Raw genomic sequence first — 15,378 nt, 5'->3', positions numbered from 1 at the left:
GTGCCGCGGACGGCGTGCCGGAGCCTGGATTTCCACCGCGCGGCCGAGGTGATCGACGTGGGCCGTGTGCTGGCCGCGCAGGCGCTCGACGCTCGCGACGACGCCGAGCCCGCGTTACCCGAGTAGGAACGCCGCGACCTCGGCGGCCACGCGGCGGCCCTGGGCCCGCCCGGCCTGCGCCGAGGGCACGCGGCAGGCAGGATCCAGCGGGTTCTTGCCGAATGCGGCCAGGGCGTCGTCGTCGGCGAAGATCCCGAGTGAGCGTCCGGCGAAGCCGCCGACCTCTTCGGCCGCACCGGTCCCGAACGGCGAGGGTGTCGAGCGTCCTTGGGGCACGAGCGCCACCGCGGTGTCGCAGTCGGCGGCCAGCACACGGCCCACGTCGATCACCTCGGCCGCGCGGTGGAAATCCAGGCTCCGGCACGCCGTCCGCGGCACCTCGATGAGCAGATCGGGCGGGTGCGCCGCCAACGTGTGCCGGGCGAGGGCGGCCTGGGCGATGTCGATGGTCCGGTTCATCACCTCGAAGTTGCCCAACTTGGGTACCGGCACTTCCTTCGCGCTGTCGACGAGCTGACTGTCGGCTTCATCCGGGCTGTCCGCGTCGTCAGGGTCGGCCTCGTCGCCCTCGTGGTCACCACTGCTCCCGAACAACGCAGTCGTGCTGCGCAACAACCGGTTCAGCCATTCCGCGGTGGGGCGGGCCTCGACATCCTTGGTCTCGGGTTCCTTCGGCATCTCGCGACCACCCGACTCACTGCCGGCCAGGCTGACGGCGATGGTGAGATCGGCGTTGACCGCGGCGATCGGCGCCATGGGCAGCGGGTCGAGGATGCCGCCGTCGGCGAGCAGTCGGCCGTCGAGCACGTGCGGCGCGATGACGCCGGGGATGGCGATCGACGCGCGGATCGCGGCATCCACCGGGCCGCGTTGCAACCACACCGATTTACCGGCGATCAGATCCGTCGCAACTGCGGTGTAGGGGATCGGCAGCTCCTCGATGGCGACGTCACCGAGGATGTCGCGCACCGCGTCGAGGATCTTCTCGGCACGCAGGATGCCGGCCGCGGTGATCGAGGGATCCAACAACCGCAGCACTGCCCGCTGTGTCAGCGATTTGGCCCAGTCGGCGAAATCGTCGAGCTTGCCCGCACCATGCAGGCCACCGACCAGCGCGCCCATCGAGGAGCCGGACACCCCGACGATCTCGTATCCCCGGGCCTGAAGTTCGTCGATCACCCCGATGTGCGCGTAGCCGCGGGCGCCACCACTGCCGAGGGCCAAAGCAACACGCATGCGTTCCATTGTGGATCAGGCGCCGAAGTAGCGGCCTCGACGAGCGCGTTCATGACAGGGTTGATGCGTGGCTGCGCCGACGCTCGCCCGAAAACTGGGCCGTCCCAAGCTTCGCGATGTGATCGCCGGGCTGGTGACAGGCCTGTTCTCGATCCCGGAGGGCATGGCGTACGCCAGCATCGGCGGCTTCAACCCGGTCACCGGTATCTACGCCGGCGTCGTCCCCGGCATCATCGGGTCACTGTTCGCCCGCACGGTGCTGATGGTGACGACGCTGACGAGTGCCATCGCGCTGACGTCACGCAGCGTCCTCAAAGAAGCCGGGCTGGATCCACAGGATCCGGCCAACGTCGCCGCTCTGGCCGTCGTCGTCGGTGTGGTGATGCTGGTATTCGGTCTGCTGCGGTTCGGCTCGATCATGAACTTCGTCTCCAACGCCGTGATGACCGGTTTCTCCACCGGTATCGCCCTGCAGATCATCGCCGGCGTACTCGGAGACGCCACGGGCTATAAACCCGACAGCGGCAACACGATTGGCAAGTTCATCGACTCGTTCGCGCACATCGGCCGGTGGCATCCGGAGACGGTGGCGGTCGCCTTGGGAACCGTGGCGGTGTGGGCGGTATTTCGCTTCGTCAAACCGCTGGAATCGTTTGCGACCCTGCTGGCGCTCGTCGTGGTCACTGCGGTGGTGGCCGTCGCGCACGTCGACGTCGAAACCGTCGGCGACATCGCCTCGATCGCGAATGCGCTTCCGCCGGTGACGGTTCCGAACTTCGCCGCCATGCCCGAGCTGATCGTCGGCGGTGTCGCGGTGGCACTCGTTGCGCTGGCGCAGGCCGCCGGGATTTCGGCGGCCGTACCCAACCCGGACGGCAGCCGCACCAACATGAACGGCGATTTCCTGGCCCAGGGGGCGGCCAATGTGGCGGGCGGGATGTTCGGCGCGTTGCCCGCCGGCGGCTCGCTGTCACGCACCGGGGTCGCCACCTCGGCCGGTGCGCAGACGAGGTGGGCCGGCATCTTCGCCGGGTTGTGGCTCGCGGTGTTGGTGCTGGTGGCCGGCTCGGCCGCCGAGATCATCCCGATGGCGGTGATCGGCGGGCTGATCCTGGTGATCGGTGCCGAGCTGGTGGTCGGCCGGCTGCCCGACATCAAGCTGGTGCTGCGGGTCGCGCCGCTTTCGGCACTGGCCATGCTGGTGACGTTCGCGGCCACCACACAGCTGCCGCTGCACACCGCCATCCTGATCGGTGTGATCACCTCCCTGGTGCTCTACTGCGCCAAGGCGGCCGAGACCGCCCAATTGGTGGCGCTGACCCCGTCGCCCGACGGCGGCTGGCAGGAAGGCCCGGTGCCGCAGCGGTGCGCCAGCGACGACGTCACCGTGCTGCACTACGCCGGGGTGGGCCTGTTCGCCGAGGTGGCCCGCATCGACGAAACCTGGCCGCGCACCGAGGGCACGCAGAACGCCGTCGTCGTGCTCAGTCTGCGGGCGCTGCCCGACGTGCCGTCGTCGGTGACGATCAAAGCGCTGCGCCGGTGGGCCGGGCAGTTGTCGGCCAACCACGGCAGGCTGATGATCGCCGGGGTCAACCCGGGCACCGCCGAGGTGCTGCGACGCGGTGGCCTCGATGACCTGCTGGGCGACGACGGCATCGTGCCCGCAACCGACCGCATCTTCGGTGCGCTGGACATCGCGGTCGAACGTGGCCGTGCCTGGGTGGCAGCGCGGGACGGGGATTTACCGCAACGTGATTCGAACTAGCTGCAGAGCTCGTCGGCTGCCGCCTGCGCGGCCACGATGACGGCGGCCTGGCGAGCGGGCTCGAGCTCGGCCCAGGCCACGTTGTAGGTGCCGGGTCCCGGCACCGCGTCCGGTGCCTGCACGCTCGCCAGATACGGCTCGATCTGGGCCTTGAGGTCGCCGCCCTTGGCCTCCATCCACACCTTCGCGGCATGACAGGCCTGGAAGTACTCCTCTTCCGTGGACTGCGCGTCGGCGCCGACGGCAGTGGTGACCCCGCCCGGGGACACCGCCACCTCACCCGGCTTTGCCGTCGGCGTCGGCGCTTCGGCGGTCGTGGTGGCCTGCGGGGACGGCGTCGTGGATACCGTCGGGTGCTCCTTGTCGGCCTGTGTCGAGCATCCGACGAGCAAGCCCAGGCCGGCGGCCACAACGGCTCCGGCGGTCACGCGTGAGGTCCACCTGTAACTGCGCATGGGGCCAATCTATGCAACACTGGCCGCCGTGACCCAAGGGACCGGATTCCAGGAGTGTTGTCGGGCTCGCTAGCGCGCCCGTCCGACCTGTTCCGTCGTCATCCCTGGAGTTCTTCCGATGCTGTCCACCCTCACGTCTGTTCCTGCCGTCTCCGCCCCGACCCGGCTGCGTCTGCCCGATCTGTTGCACATCACCGACCGCGCCGCCGACGACGTGTTGTCCGGCCGCTACGACCGGTTCCTGCGCAAGCTGCCCCGAGACGACCGGTGGTACACCCGGCTGTCCGGTGACGACGAGGTCGAGGTCTGGTTGATCAGCTGGGTGCCCGACAAGTCGACCGAGCTGCACGACCACGGCGGCTCGCTGGGGGCACTCACCGTGGTCTCCGGTGAGCTCGCCGAAACCCGTTGGGACGGTGAGCTGTTACGGCACCGCCGGCTCGCGGCCGGGGACCAGGCCGCGTTCCCGCTGGGCTGGGTCCACGACGTGGTGAGAGCGCCGGGGCCGGTCACGGTCGGCGCGCCCACGGTCAGCGTGCATGCCTACTCACCGCCGCTGACCGCGATGTCCTACTACGAGGTGACGTCGCAGAACACGTTGCGCCGCAACCGCACCGAGCTCACCGACGCGCCGGAGTGACAGAGATGAGCCGCATCGACGACGTGCTGGCCCGGGCGCGCGCCCGCCTGCACCGATTGCCTGCCGCCGACCTGCCCGACGCGTTGGATGCCGGCGCGGTGCTCGTCGACATCCGTCCGGCCGCCCAGCGGGCCGCCGAAGGTTCGGTGCCCGGCGCGTTGATCATCGAGCGCAACGTGCTGGAGTGGCGCTGCGACCCGACCAGTGACGCCCGCATCCCGCAGGCGGTCGACGACGACGTCTACTGGGTGATCCTGTGCTCGGAGGGCTACACCTCAAGCCTGGCCGCGGCCGCACTGCTGGATCTCGGCCTGCACCGGTCCACCGATGTGGTCGGCGGTTACCACGCGCTCGTGGCTGCTGGTCACGTGTAAAGGCGGGCGGCTCAGCCGTTTTCGCCGCTGTGCAGCATGGGCCGCAGCTTCTCGGTCTTCTCCGGTGTCCACCCCGGCGGCTGCAGGATGGCCGCCCAGGCATTGGCCACGTCCTTGACGTAGACGTGGCCATGCCCGTCGGGCACGTCGACGGCCACCGCCATGTCCGCCGACACCTGCAGGAACGTCACCACCGGGATCCACTCCATGCGCGGGGACACGTCGTAGCCGCGCGGTTCACGCAACCAATCCGGTTTGGCGAACAGCAAATCGGTGCTCCACCATGCAATGGGGTCGGAGGCGTGCTGCAGATAGACCGCACGAGGATGGCCCCATGCGGCGTCGGGCCGGTCCAGGTTCTCCGGCCTGGCCACGAAGCGGGCGTTCTCCCCGTCGTCGAATATCGGCAGCCACTGCGGTGACCCGGGATCGCGGTCACGGGTCAGCGTGGTCCAGATGGTGTTCTGGAACGTCGGGCCGGAAAACAGCGCTCCGTCGGTGCGGGCCACCAGATTGTTCAGGGCCAGGAACGGGGCCTCGCCACCGAACGATCCCAGGCTCTCGCCGAACACGACGAGCTTGGGACGTCGGTTCTCCGGCATCGCACGCACCAACTCGTCGACCGCCTCGAACAACGCCTGGCCGGCCTGCCGCGCGTTCTCCTTGTCCACCAGGAACGACAACCAGCTGGGCAGGAACGAGTACTGCATCGACACGATCGCGGTGTCGCCGTTGTACATGTACTCCAGGGCCGAGGCCTCGGCCTCGTTGATCCAACCGGTGCCCGTGGTGGTGGCCACCGCGACGACCGCGCGGTCCAGGCCACCGGTGCGCTGCAGCTCCCGGGCCGCCAATGCCGCAGTGGCCTTGATGCCGTCGGCGGAGTGCAGGCCCGCGTAGGCGCGGACCGGCTCGATCGCGGGTTTGCCGTTGAACTGCGAAAGTTGTTGGACGGTAGGGCCTGCCGATACGAAGATGCGGCCCTGATGTCCCAACGACTCCCAGGTGACCAGGGATTGGGGACCACCGGATCGCAGAACCGACGTGGGCGCGGCGAAATCCGGACTCGTCTCGTCGTTGACGGCCGAAAACGTCGTGTTGATGGTGTGCATGGCAAACCGCACCACGACGCCGTTGAGCAGGGCGATGCTCAACGCGAGCAAAAGTGACACCGTGATGACCGCCGAAACCCGCGGCGGCAGAAAGCGATCCAGGTGCAGATCGAGGAACCGCACCAGCCGGCCCACCAACTGCCCGACCTCGACGAAGAAGAACAACACCACGATCGAGAGCACCGCGGTCAGCGGGTGATCCCAGAAGCCGAGCCGCGGGACGCCCATGAAATCACGGACCTCGTCCTGCCAGATGTGGAAGTAGATGATCATCAGGACCTGGCCCACGATCCCCACGGCGACCAACGTCAACCACGCCCACTTCGGCGCCCGCGGACTGCTCTCGGCCGAGCGCATGTAGCGCACCAGCCACACCCCGAAAACACCAAGGCCGTAACCGATCGCGCCGGCCCCGCCGCTGACCAGACCCTGGAACAACGGGCCGCGGGGCAACAGCGACGGGGTCAGCGACAACCAGATGAACACCAGACCCACCGCGGTACCGAAGAACGTGTAGTGGCGCAGCCACCACACCGGCTTGGCCGCTGGTGCCTCGTCGGCCTCGACGACGGTGTCGGCAGCCGGTGCGGGAGAGTCGGTGTCGGTCACCCGTCGACCTTAGCGATGGGTGAAGTTCGCGGCGCGCTTCTCGGAGAACGCCGCCATGCCTTCCTTCTGATCGGCGGTGGCAAACGCCGAGTGGAACAGCCGGCGCTCGTAGAGCAGACCCTCGGCCAGCGTGGACTCGAAGGCACGGTTGACCGCCTCCTTGGCCATCCGCGACGCCGACAACGACATCCCGGCGATGGTCGTGGCCACGGCCAGGGCCTCGTCGATCAGGGAGTCGGCGGGCACCAGACGCGAAACCAGGCCGCCGCGTTCGGCTTCTGCGGCGTCGATGGTGCGGCCGGTCAGGATCAGATCCATGGCCTTGGCCTTGCCGATGGCCCGGGTCAGCCGCTGGGAACCGCCCATGCCCGGCAACACGCCCAGCTTGATCTCGGGTTGACCGAACTTGGCCGAATCCGCGGCGATCAGGATGTCGCACATCATGGCCAGCTCACAGCCGCCGCCCAGCGCGTAGCCGGCGACCGCGGCGATCGTCGGGGTGCGGGTGGCGGCGAACTTCGACCACAGCTCGAAGAAGTCGGCCTCGTAGACCTCGGCGAAGGAGAGCTCGGCCATTTCCTTGATGTCGGCGCCGGCGGCGAAGGCTTTCTCGTTGCCGGTGACGATGATCGCGCCGACGCTGGGATCGCGGTCCAGTTCGGCTGCGGCCGTGGTCACTTCGGTCATCACCTGGCTGTTGAGCGCGTTGAGCGCCTTGGGCCGGTTGAGCTGGATGGTGGCGACCCGGTCGGTGCGGGTCACCAGGATCGTCTCGAACTCGCTCATGTGTTGTCCTCTCAGAAGGTCAGTTCAGCTTCGGCCGGAACGAAATACGCCTCGACGTCGGCACCGGTGACGTCGGCGATCGAGGCCGGGGACCACTGCGGATTGCGGTCCTTGTCGACGAGCTGCGCTCGGATGCCCTCCACGAAATCATGGGACTTCAGGGATGCGCACGAGGTGCGGTATTCCTGGCGCAGCACGTCTTCCAGTGTCTCGAGCTTGGCGGCGCGGCGCACAGCTTCCAATGTGACTGCCAGGGACACGGGGGAGCGGGTGGCGATCAAGGTGGCGGCGTTGTCGGCGGCGGTGCCGCCAATGTTGTCGGCGGCGGTGCCGCCGTGGGCCCGCAGCGCAGCGACGATGTCGGCCACGGTCTCACCGGCATAGCACGCGTCGATCCAGTCGCGCTGTTGCACCAGGGGGCTGGCCGGCGGTTCTGAGGCGTAGGCGGCCAGGGCTTTCTGCACGCCCTCGTCGATGAGGGCCTCGGTGAACGCGGCCAGTTGATCGTGGGGCACATAGTGGTCGGCGAAGCCCATGGCGATCGCGTCGGCACCGGTGAACGGCGCACCGGTGAGCGCGGCGTGCAGGCCGAGCGCGCCCGGTGCCCGGGACAACAGATAGGTGCCGCCGACGTCGGGGATGAAGCCGATGCCGACCTCGGGCATCGCCATCTTGGTGGTGTCGGTGACCACCCGGACGCTGCCGTGGGCCGCAACGCCGACGCCGCCGCCCATCACGATGCCGTCCATCAACGCCACATAGGGTTTCGGATAGCTGCCGATGTAGGCGTTGAGCAGGTACTCGTCGTACCAGAAGCGACGCGCGTCGGCGCCGCCCGCCTTGGCGCTGTGGTACAGCGCGACCACGTCACCGCCGGCGCACAGGCCGCGTTCACCGGCGCCGGTGAGCAGCACGGTGTGAACGGAGTCGTCGTGCTCCCAGGCGTGCAGCGCCTCGGAAATGGCCGCGACCATGGGTTCGGTGAGCGAGTTGATCGCCTTGGGGCGGTTCAGCGTGAGGATGCCGACGCCGCTGCGGACACTTACTAGGACGTCCTCGTTTTCTGTCACGAGTTGCAATCTAGTTCGCCCTCCCACCGATGGCGTGCTACGGGTAGGGTTTGCCCCAAGATCGAACCTGGAAGTTTCCTGAGAGTTGATAGTCCTCGACGGGAACCTAGCCGGAACATCGATCGTTGAGCCAAGTAGTTCGTAATCGAACATCTCATAGGAGAGGAACCCGACGGTGCGCGAAACCAGCAACCCGGTATTCCGCAGCCTGCCGAAGACGCAGGGCGGATACGCACAATTCGGTACCGGAGCCGCCGGCTTCGGTGCACAGCAGGTGCAGGCGCAGCCCTACGCACAGGAGTACCTGCAGCAGCCGCAGGCCGGCGTTTCTCGTCCGCTGACGATCGACGACGTCGTCACGAAGACCGGCGTTTCGCTGGCCATCGTGTCGCTGGTCGGCATCGTCTCGTACTTCCTGGTCTCGGCCAATATCGCGCTGATGATGCCGACGTTCTTCATCGGCTCGATCGGTGGCCTGGTCCTCGTCCTGATCGCGACGTTCGGCCGCAAGCAGGACAACCCGGCCATCGTGTTGTCGTACGCGGCGTTCGAAGGCCTGTTCGTCGGCTCGGCATCGTTCCTGTTCGCCAACCTGGTCTCCAGCGGCGGGCCCGCGATGATCTTCCAGGCCGTGGTGGCCACGTTCGGCGTGTTCTTCGGCATGCTCGTCGTCTACAAGACCGGCGCCATCCGCGTGACGCCCAAGCTGACCCGGATGATCGTCGCCGGCCTGTTCGGTGTCGTCGCGCTGGCCCTGGTCAACATCCTGTTCGCGATCTTCACCGGCAACGCCCCGCTGACCGACGGCGGACCGCTGGCCATCGGCTTCTCGCTGCTGTGCATCGGCCTGGCCGCGTTCAGCTTCCTGATCGACTTCGACGCCGCCGACCAGATGATCCGCGCCGGTGCTCCGGAGAAGGCCGCCTGGGGCATCGCCCTGGGTCTGACCGTCACCCTGGTCTGGCTGTACATCGAGATCCTGCGGTTGCTGTCGTACTTCAACAACGACTAGCAGCCCTGCCCCGAGAAAGGCGTCCGCGATTGCGGGCGCCTTTTTCTTTTGCGTGTCTTGCGCCGACGGTGCACTCAGATCGTGAAATCACGCGAAATAGCGATCTGAATGCACGTTCGGCGACGACGGGGTTGTCCCCAGCGCGCGTTTCATCCCCAATTGCACAACCAAGCGACCCACGGTTGGGTTCAGTGCGCAAGGGTGGGGCAATGCACACCCCCTTCCTCGGTAGCGAGGCCGTCGCGGCCGGCATGGTGCGCAAACATGAATTGCGAAATCCCCGTGGGCCTTTCGTGGCGGTGTTCCCCGATGTGTACACCGATCGTGGCCGCGCGATGACGATGCATGAGCGCGCGACCGCGGCCTGGTTGTGGTCGCATCGACAAGGAGTGATAGCGGGGCTTTCCGCAGCTGCGCTGCACGGTGCGGAGTACGTCGACGACACGCATCCGATCGAATTGATCTGGTCCAACCGGCGGCCGCCACGTGGCATCGTCACGTTGAAAGGAAAGGTCGATGACGATGAAGTGATCGTGTGGCGGGGGCTGCCTTTCACCTCGTTGCTGCGGACGGCATTTGATCTCGGCAGGCGTGGCCCGCTCGATGATGCGGTCGCGCGGCTGGATGCACTCGGCAACGCGACACGGTTTCGCGCCGAAGATGTCGTGGCCTTCGCCTCAAAAAGACACCGGGGCGCTCGCGGAATGCGGCAACTCATCGAGGCACTGGACCTCTACGACCCCGGTGCCGAGTCGCCGAAGGAAACCTGGTTGCGGTTGTTGTTGATTCGCGCCGGATACCCACGGCCGGCCACCCAGATTCCGGTGACGAGCGCCGACGGACGTCGGCAGTACTACCTGGACATGGGGTGGGAAGAACTCAAGCTCGCCGCCGAGTACGACGGGGATCATCATCGAAAAGACCCCGTGCAATTCGCCCACGACATCGTCCGCTCCGAGGATCTCGACGCGCTGAGGTGGACGCGGATCAGAGTCACCAAGCGGCATTCCGCCGACGATGTTCTGACGCGGGTGGCCCGGGCATGGGCAGCGGCGGTGCACTCAGATCGCGAAATCGCCTGAAATCGCGATCTGAGTGCACGCTGGGCGCAAAAAATTAGGAGAGCCGCTCCACGACCATCGCCATACCCTGGCCGCCACCGACACACATGGTCTCGATGCCGAAGGTCTTGTCGTGGGTCTGCAGGTTGTTCAGCAGCGTGGCGGTGATGCGGGCACCGGTCATGCCGAACGGGTGACCCAGGGCGATCGCACCGCCGGAGACGTTCAGCTTGTCCTCATCCATGCCGAGCGCCCGGGCCGAGCCGAGCACCTGCACCGCGAATGCCTCGTTGATCTCGTACAGGTCGATGTCACCGATGCTCATCTTGGCCTGTGCCAAGGCCTTCTTGACGGCCTCGATCGGGCCCAGGCCCATGATCTCCGGCGACAGACCCGAGACGCCGGTGGAGACGATGCGGGCCAGCGGGGTCAGGCCCAGCTCCTTGGCCTTCACGTCGCTCATCACCACGAGCGCGGCAGCGCCGTCGTTCAGCGGGCAGGCGTTGCCCGCGGTGATGGTGCCGTTGGGCCGGAACACCGGCTTGAGCTGGCTGATCTTCTCGTAGGTGGTGCCGGCGCGGGGCCCGTCGTCGGTGGACACGACGGTGCCGTCGGGCAGCGTCACCGGAACGATCTCGCGCTCGAAGAAGCCGCTCTTGATGGCCTCCTCGGCCTTGTTCTGCGACCGCACGCCCCAGTGGTCCTGGTCTTCCCGGCTGATACCGGTGTGCAGCGCGACGTTCTCGGCGGTCTGGCCCATGGCGATGTAGACGTCGGGCAGCAGGCCGTCCTCACGCGGGTCGTGCCACTCGTCGGCACCTTCGGCGGCCTTGGTCGAGCGGGCCATGGCGTCGGCGTACAGCGGGTTCTTGGTGTCGGGCCAGCCGTCGGCGTTGCCGCTGGCGAAGTTCGACACGGTCTCCACACCGGCGGAGATGAACGCATGGCCCTCGCCGGCCTTGATCGCGTGGAATGCCATCCGGGTGCTCTGCAGCGACGACGAGCAGTAGCGGTTGACGGTGGTGCCCGGCAGGAAGTCGTAGCCCAGCTGCACGGCCACGGTGCGGCCGATGTTGAAGCCGGACATACCGCCGGGCTGGCCACAACCCATGATCAGGTCGTCGATCTCACGCGGATCGAGGGCCGGAACCTTGTCCAGGACGGCCTTGACCATCTGGGCGGCCAGATCATCGGGCCGCATGCTGACCAGCGATCCCTTGTTGGCCCGGCCGATCGGCGAGCGGGCGGTGGCGACGATGACGGCTTCAGGCATGACGGCTCCTGGGATCGAATGGCTTGAAAACTCAGGTTGAAACTATCCCGCGTGCACCACGATGGGCGCGGGCACCCCGGTCGAGCGGCGCCACAGCCTGCTCACCCCGCCCAGCCTGGTCAACAGCGAGGTACTGTGCGCGGTCCCGGTTTGGAGGGCCTGGTCGCCGTCCCACTCGCCCAGGACACCGCACAGTGCCGGCAACAACTGCTTGGCCGCCAACGCATAACCGGCCGCCGACGGATGGAACATGTCCTCGGAGAACAGCAGCTCAGGGGCTTTGTAGAAGTCGGGTGCCAGCAGGTCGGAGAACGGTACGGGCACGCCACCGGCAGCACGCACCACGGCAGCCTGGGCCCGGGCCAGCCGCAGGCCACGGTTGCGGGTGAATGCCCGCAACGGCTGCGGGATCGCGGTGACCACGCCGAAATCCGGGCAGGTGCCGACCACGACGACGGCGCCTGCGGCGCGTAGCCGACGCACGGCATCCCCGAGTCGGCGGGCCGAGGGGCCGATGCCGTTGGGTTTGGTGATGTCGTTGGCGCCGATCATGATCACCGCGGCGTCCGGGGGCGGGCCCGCCACGAACATGGCGTCGATCTGGCCCGACAGCCCCTTGGAAGTGGCACCCACAATTGCCTTGGTGCTCAAGCGAACCCGCTTACCGAATTGCTCTGCGACCCCTCGCGCGATCAGCACCCCGGGCACCTCGTCGGCGATCCGGCAGCCGTAACCGGTGGCCGTCGAGTCGCCGAAGATCATCAAGTGGATGTCGAACGGGACGCCGCGTTCCCACTTCTCGACCGGGCCGCCGCCCGGTAGGTACACGCCGTCGGCGCGGGGTGGGATGTCCCAGGCTTTGGGGATCACCTGACGGGCCTGGTCGGCCTGTCCGGTCAACAGGTTGCGTGCTCCGATGTAGGCCGTAGACGCCAACGCCGTCAGGGCGAGGGCAATGGCTGACCGGCGCGGGACGCGCACGTGAGGAGCACTTCGGCTTGAACCCACGCCGATCAGTTTAGGCGGATTACCGGCCGAGTCCGCGTGGCGGAACTGCGTGGCGGTCACGGTGCTGTATCAAGTCCGGTACCAATTCAGTTTATTTGACTATTGAACTGTTTACAGATGTCAAGCTAAGTTACCCGGGTTGTCTGAGTAACGAACTTCACCTAGCACTACAAAGACGTAGGAAGTGGTGACATGACTGCACCGAGCAAGGTAACCAGGTCTCATCACGCTGGCATAAGCGCAGCTAGATCCTATCGGCGCCGGTATCCGGTGAGTGACGGCGCGCCCGTCGAGGTGGTCGAGGACGGGCCGAGCCTGGCGGGCCGATTGGTTTCGCTGGCGGCGACTCTGACAATCAAACCGACGTTGGCGATCGGTAGCCACGTACCGCATCTGCCGTGGCCGTTCGGTCTGCTCAACTTCGCCGCGCGGATGATCCGTCCGGTCCCCGGGACCATCAAGGCCACGATCGCGCTTCCGCACTGCACCGCGCAGCTCGTGCGGGCCGACGGTGTCCTGCCCGCCGACGGGAAGCGCAGCGTCATCCTGTACCTGCACGGCGGTGCGTTTCTGACCTGCGGTGCCAACACGCATTCGGGGATCGTGACCGCGTTGTCGGGGTACGCCGACAGCCCGGTGCTCGTCGTCGATTACCGGATGGTGCCCAAGCATTCGGTGGGCACCGCGATCGACGACTGTTACGACGCCTACCAGTGGCTGCGGCTGACCGGTTATGAGCCCGACCAGATCGTGCTGGCCGGCGACTCGGCAGGCGGATATCTGTCGCTGGCACTGGCCGAGCGGCTGCTCGACGAGGGCGAGATGCCCGCCGCCCTGGTCACGATGTCGCCGCTGTTCGAGATCGACAACGAGACGCGGGCCAACCACCCGAACATCCACTCCGACGCGATGTTCCCGGCGAAGGCGTTCGACGCACTCGTCGAACTCGTCGAGGCGGCCGCCAAGCGCAAGGGCGAGACCGTCTACGAGCCACTCGATCACGTCGAGCCCGGTCTGCCGCGCACGCTCATCCACGCCTCGGGCTCGGAGGTTCTGCTCAGCGATGCGCGCAAAGCCGCGCACATGCTGGCCGCCGCGGGTGTCCCGGTGGAACTGCGGATCTGGCCCGGTCAGATGCACGTTTTCCAGCTCGCCTCGCCTCTGGTGTCGGAAGCTAAGCGCTCGCTGCGCCAGATCGGCGAGTACATACGAGAGGCCACCTGGTAAGCCGTTCCGGCGCCTGGGACGATGGACGTATGCGCATCGCCAGGCACATCAGTGAGCTCATCGGTAACACCCCTTTGGTACAGCTGAACTCGGTTGTCCCGGAGGGCTCGGGCACGGTTCTGGCCAAGATCGAGTACCTGAACCCCGGTGGAAGCTCCAAGGACCGCATCGCGATCAAGATGATCGACGCCGCCGAGGCCAGTGGTGCACTCAAGCCCGGCGGCACCATCGTCGAGCCGACATCCGGCAACACCGGTGTGGGCCTGGCGCTGGTGGCCCAGCAGCGCGGCTACAAGTGCGTCTTCGTCTGCCCGGACAAGGTCAGCGAGGACAAGCGAAACGTGTTGCGCGCGTACGGCGCCGAGGTTGTGGTGTGCCCGACGGCCGTCCCGCCGGACCATCCCGACAGCTACTACAGCGTCTCCAACCGGCTCGTCACCGAGATCGACGGTGCCTGGAAGCCGGACCAGTACTCCAACCCCATGGGACCGGAGTCGCACTACGAGACGACGGGTCCGGAGATCTGGGCCGACACCGAGGGCACCGTGACGCATTTCGTCGCGGGCGTGGGCACCGGTGGCACCATCACCGGCACCGGGCGCTACCTCAAGGAGGTCTCCGACGGGCGGGTGAAGATCGTCGGCGCCGACCCGGAGGGGTCGGTGTACTCCGGCGGCACCGGCCGGCCGTACCTCGTCGAAGGTGTCGGTGAGGATTTCTGGCCGTCCGCCTATGACCCCGAGGTTCCCGACGAGATCATCGCCGTCTCGGACGCCGACTCGTTCGACATGACCCGGCGCCTGGCCCGGGAAGAGGCGCTGCTGGTCGGCGGATCGTGCGGCATGGCGGTGGTGGCCGCGCTCGAGGTGGCCCGCAAGGCCGGCCCCGACTCGGTCGTCGTCGTACTGCTGCCCGACGGCGGACGCGGCTACCTGTCGAAGATTTTCAACGACGCCTGGATGTCGTCCTACGGGTTCCTGCGCAACCGGCTCGACGGATCCATCGAGCAATCGACCGTCGGCGACGTGCTGCGCGGAAAGTCCGGTGCGCTACCGGATCTGGTGCACACCCACCCGTCTGAGACGGTGCGCGACGCGATCGGCATCTTGCGTGAATACGGTGTCTCGCAGATGCCGGTGGTCGGCGCCGAACCGCCGGTGATGGCCGGCGAGGTGGCCGGCAGCGTGTCCGAACGCGAACTGCTGTCCGCGGTATTCGAGGGCCGCGCCAAACTGGCCGACGCGGTGGCCGAGCACATGAGTCCGCCGCTGCCGTTGATCGGCGCGGGCGAGCTGGTCTCCACCGCGGCCAAGTCCCTGGCCGACGGCGACGCGGTGATGGTCGTCGAGGAGGGCAAACCCGTCGGTGTGCTGACGCGTCACGATCTGCTCGGGTTCCTGTCCGACGGTGGCAGCCGGCATTAGTCGGGCACGGTCTCATCGGTCCGTGTCGTCCTGCCAAAGCGGCTCGGCGGTGCGTAATCTGCCAGTGGAGCAGTTCCGCTTGCTGAACATCTAGGTGCCGGCAGACAGTAGCGTCCGTTCGCGGATCGCTGTCCGAATTGAGGAGAGCTTTCGACGTGACCGATCAACCGCCCCCGCCCGGGAATTACCCGCCGCCCAGATCTTGTCCCCGCGGCTTTCGCCGTCCTCGCCGTTCCAGCCGGTGTTGCCGATCTGCGGTGCGG

The 15,378-nt window shown here is 67.2% G+C and carries 13 protein-coding genes and 2 pseudogenes; 7 read left to right on the top strand and 8 right to left on the bottom strand.

Going from position 1 to position 15,378, the window contains the following annotated elements:
• Positions 1-363: 363 nt before the first annotated feature.
• Positions 364-1,305 (bottom strand): annotated as a pseudogene (locus A5699_RS17765) (patatin-like phospholipase family protein); the annotation flags it as partial.
• A 58-nt stretch (positions 1,306-1,363) separates the two neighbouring features.
• On the opposite strand from A5699_RS17765, the gene A5699_RS17760 reads away from it, so the two are divergent.
• Positions 1,364-3,064, top strand: coding sequence for a SulP family inorganic anion transporter (locus A5699_RS17760; protein ID WP_067771512.1), 1,701 nt, complete (start codon positions 1,364-1,366; stop codon positions 3,062-3,064).
• Here the strand turns inward: A5699_RS17760 and lpqV are convergent.
• Positions 3,061-3,519 carry a lipoprotein LpqV gene (gene lpqV, locus A5699_RS17755; RefSeq protein ID WP_067771510.1) on the bottom strand — a complete coding sequence of 153 codons (459 nt, stop codon included), beginning with the start codon at positions 3,517-3,519 and terminating at the stop codon, positions 3,061-3,063. The two genes, A5699_RS17760 and lpqV, sit on opposite strands and share 4 nt — an antisense overlap.
• Positions 3,520-3,637: 118 nt before the next feature.
• Between lpqV and A5699_RS17750 the strand changes: the two genes are divergently transcribed.
• Both A5699_RS17750 and A5699_RS17745 read left to right on the top strand, forming a co-directional pair.
• Positions 3,638-4,159, top strand: coding sequence for a cysteine dioxygenase family protein (locus A5699_RS17750; RefSeq protein ID WP_067771506.1), 522 nt, complete (start codon positions 3,638-3,640; stop codon positions 4,157-4,159).
• Between the two features lie 5 nt (positions 4,160-4,164).
• A complete protein-coding gene (locus A5699_RS17745; RefSeq protein ID WP_067771505.1) occupies positions 4,165-4,533 on the top strand; it encodes a rhodanese-like domain-containing protein in 369 nt (122 codons plus the stop codon).
• Positions 4,534-4,544: 11 nt separating this feature from the next.
• On the opposite strand, the gene A5699_RS17740 is transcribed toward A5699_RS17745, so the two are convergent.
• Genes A5699_RS17740 through A5699_RS17730 form a run of 3 tightly spaced genes read right to left on the bottom strand, consistent with a single transcriptional unit; the run spans position 4,545 to position 8,110 of the window.
• Positions 4,545-6,254 (bottom strand): alpha/beta-hydrolase family protein, encoded by a 1,710-nt coding sequence (locus A5699_RS17740; RefSeq protein WP_067771502.1) that lies wholly within the window; start codon positions 6,252-6,254, stop codon positions 4,545-4,547.
• A gap of 9 nt (positions 6,255-6,263) precedes the next feature.
• A complete protein-coding gene (locus tag A5699_RS17735; protein WP_067771500.1) occupies positions 6,264-7,040 on the bottom strand; it encodes an enoyl-CoA hydratase in 777 nt (258 codons plus the stop codon).
• An 11-nt stretch (positions 7,041-7,051) separates the two neighbouring features.
• Positions 7,052-8,110, bottom strand: a complete 1,059-nt coding sequence (locus A5699_RS17730; RefSeq protein WP_067771498.1) for an enoyl-CoA hydratase/isomerase family protein — start codon at positions 8,108-8,110, stop codon at positions 7,052-7,054.
• A gap of 175 nt (positions 8,111-8,285) precedes the next feature.
• On the opposite strand from A5699_RS17730, the gene A5699_RS17725 reads away from it, so the two are divergent.
• Both A5699_RS17725 and A5699_RS17720 read left to right on the top strand, forming a co-directional pair.
• Complete coding sequence (locus tag A5699_RS17725) at positions 8,286-9,122, top strand: Bax inhibitor-1/YccA family protein (RefSeq protein ID WP_067771496.1); 837 nt, start codon at positions 8,286-8,288, stop codon at positions 9,120-9,122.
• A 209-nt stretch (positions 9,123-9,331) separates the two neighbouring features.
• Positions 9,332-10,204, top strand: a complete 873-nt coding sequence (locus A5699_RS17720) for a hypothetical protein (RefSeq protein WP_067771494.1) — start codon at positions 9,332-9,334, stop codon at positions 10,202-10,204.
• Between the two features lie 34 nt (positions 10,205-10,238).
• On the opposite strand, the gene A5699_RS17715 is transcribed toward A5699_RS17720, so the two are convergent.
• Entirely contained in the window at positions 10,239-11,456 is a 1,218-nt protein-coding gene (locus A5699_RS17715; protein ID WP_067771492.1) for an acetyl-CoA C-acetyltransferase, read from the bottom strand.
• A gap of 42 nt (positions 11,457-11,498) precedes the next feature.
• Positions 11,499-12,437 (bottom strand): SGNH/GDSL hydrolase family protein, encoded by a 939-nt coding sequence (locus A5699_RS17710; protein ID WP_067771490.1) that lies wholly within the window; start codon positions 12,435-12,437, stop codon positions 11,499-11,501.
• Positions 12,438-12,656: 219 nt separating this feature from the next.
• On the opposite strand from A5699_RS17710, the gene A5699_RS17705 reads away from it, so the two are divergent.
• Both A5699_RS17705 and A5699_RS17700 read left to right on the top strand, forming a co-directional pair.
• A complete protein-coding gene (locus A5699_RS17705) occupies positions 12,657-13,691 on the top strand; it encodes an alpha/beta hydrolase (RefSeq protein ID WP_067771488.1) in 1,035 nt (344 codons plus the stop codon).
• Positions 13,692-13,720: 29 nt separating this feature from the next.
• Positions 13,721-15,115, top strand: coding sequence for a cystathionine beta-synthase (locus tag A5699_RS17700; RefSeq protein ID WP_067771486.1), 1,395 nt, complete (start codon positions 13,721-13,723; stop codon positions 15,113-15,115).
• A gap of 186 nt (positions 15,116-15,301) precedes the next feature.
• Here A5699_RS17700 and A5699_RS29990 read toward each other — a convergent pair.
• Positions 15,302-15,378, bottom strand: a pseudogene (locus A5699_RS29990) (hypothetical protein); the annotation flags it as partial.

The sequence above is a fragment of the Mycobacterium sp. E802 genome (assembly GCF_001666875.1).
Lineage (GTDB): Bacteria > Actinomycetota > Actinomycetes > Mycobacteriales > Mycobacteriaceae > Mycobacterium.
The sequence above is the reverse complement of the archived record's forward strand: the minus strand, read 5'-3'. Positions and strand labels throughout refer to the sequence as shown.

What these genes read in the sequence shown, in the direction of transcription:
- lpqV (WP_067771510.1), bottom strand. Translation starts at nt 3,519, where the DNA reads ATGCGCAGTTACAGGTGGACCTCACGCGTGACCGCCGGAGCCGTTGTG.
- A5699_RS17750 (WP_067771506.1), top strand. Translation starts at nt 3,638, where the DNA reads ATGCTGTCCACCCTCACGTCTGTTCCTGCCGTCTCCGCCCCGACCCGG.
- A5699_RS17700 (WP_067771486.1), top strand. Translation starts at nt 13,721, where the DNA reads ATGCGCATCGCCAGGCACATCAGTGAGCTCATCGGTAACACCCCTTTG.
- A5699_RS17745 (WP_067771505.1), top strand. Translation starts at nt 4,165, where the DNA reads ATGAGCCGCATCGACGACGTGCTGGCCCGGGCGCGCGCCCGCCTGCAC.
- A5699_RS17720 (WP_067771494.1), top strand. Translation starts at nt 9,332, where the DNA reads ATGCACACCCCCTTCCTCGGTAGCGAGGCCGTCGCGGCCGGCATGGTG.
- A5699_RS17715 (WP_067771492.1), bottom strand. Translation starts at nt 11,456, where the DNA reads ATGCCTGAAGCCGTCATCGTCGCCACCGCCCGCTCGCCGATCGGCCGG.
- A5699_RS17735 (WP_067771500.1), bottom strand. Translation starts at nt 7,040, where the DNA reads ATGAGCGAGTTCGAGACGATCCTGGTGACCCGCACCGACCGGGTCGCC.
- A5699_RS17705 (WP_067771488.1), top strand. Translation starts at nt 12,657, where the DNA reads ATGACTGCACCGAGCAAGGTAACCAGGTCTCATCACGCTGGCATAAGC.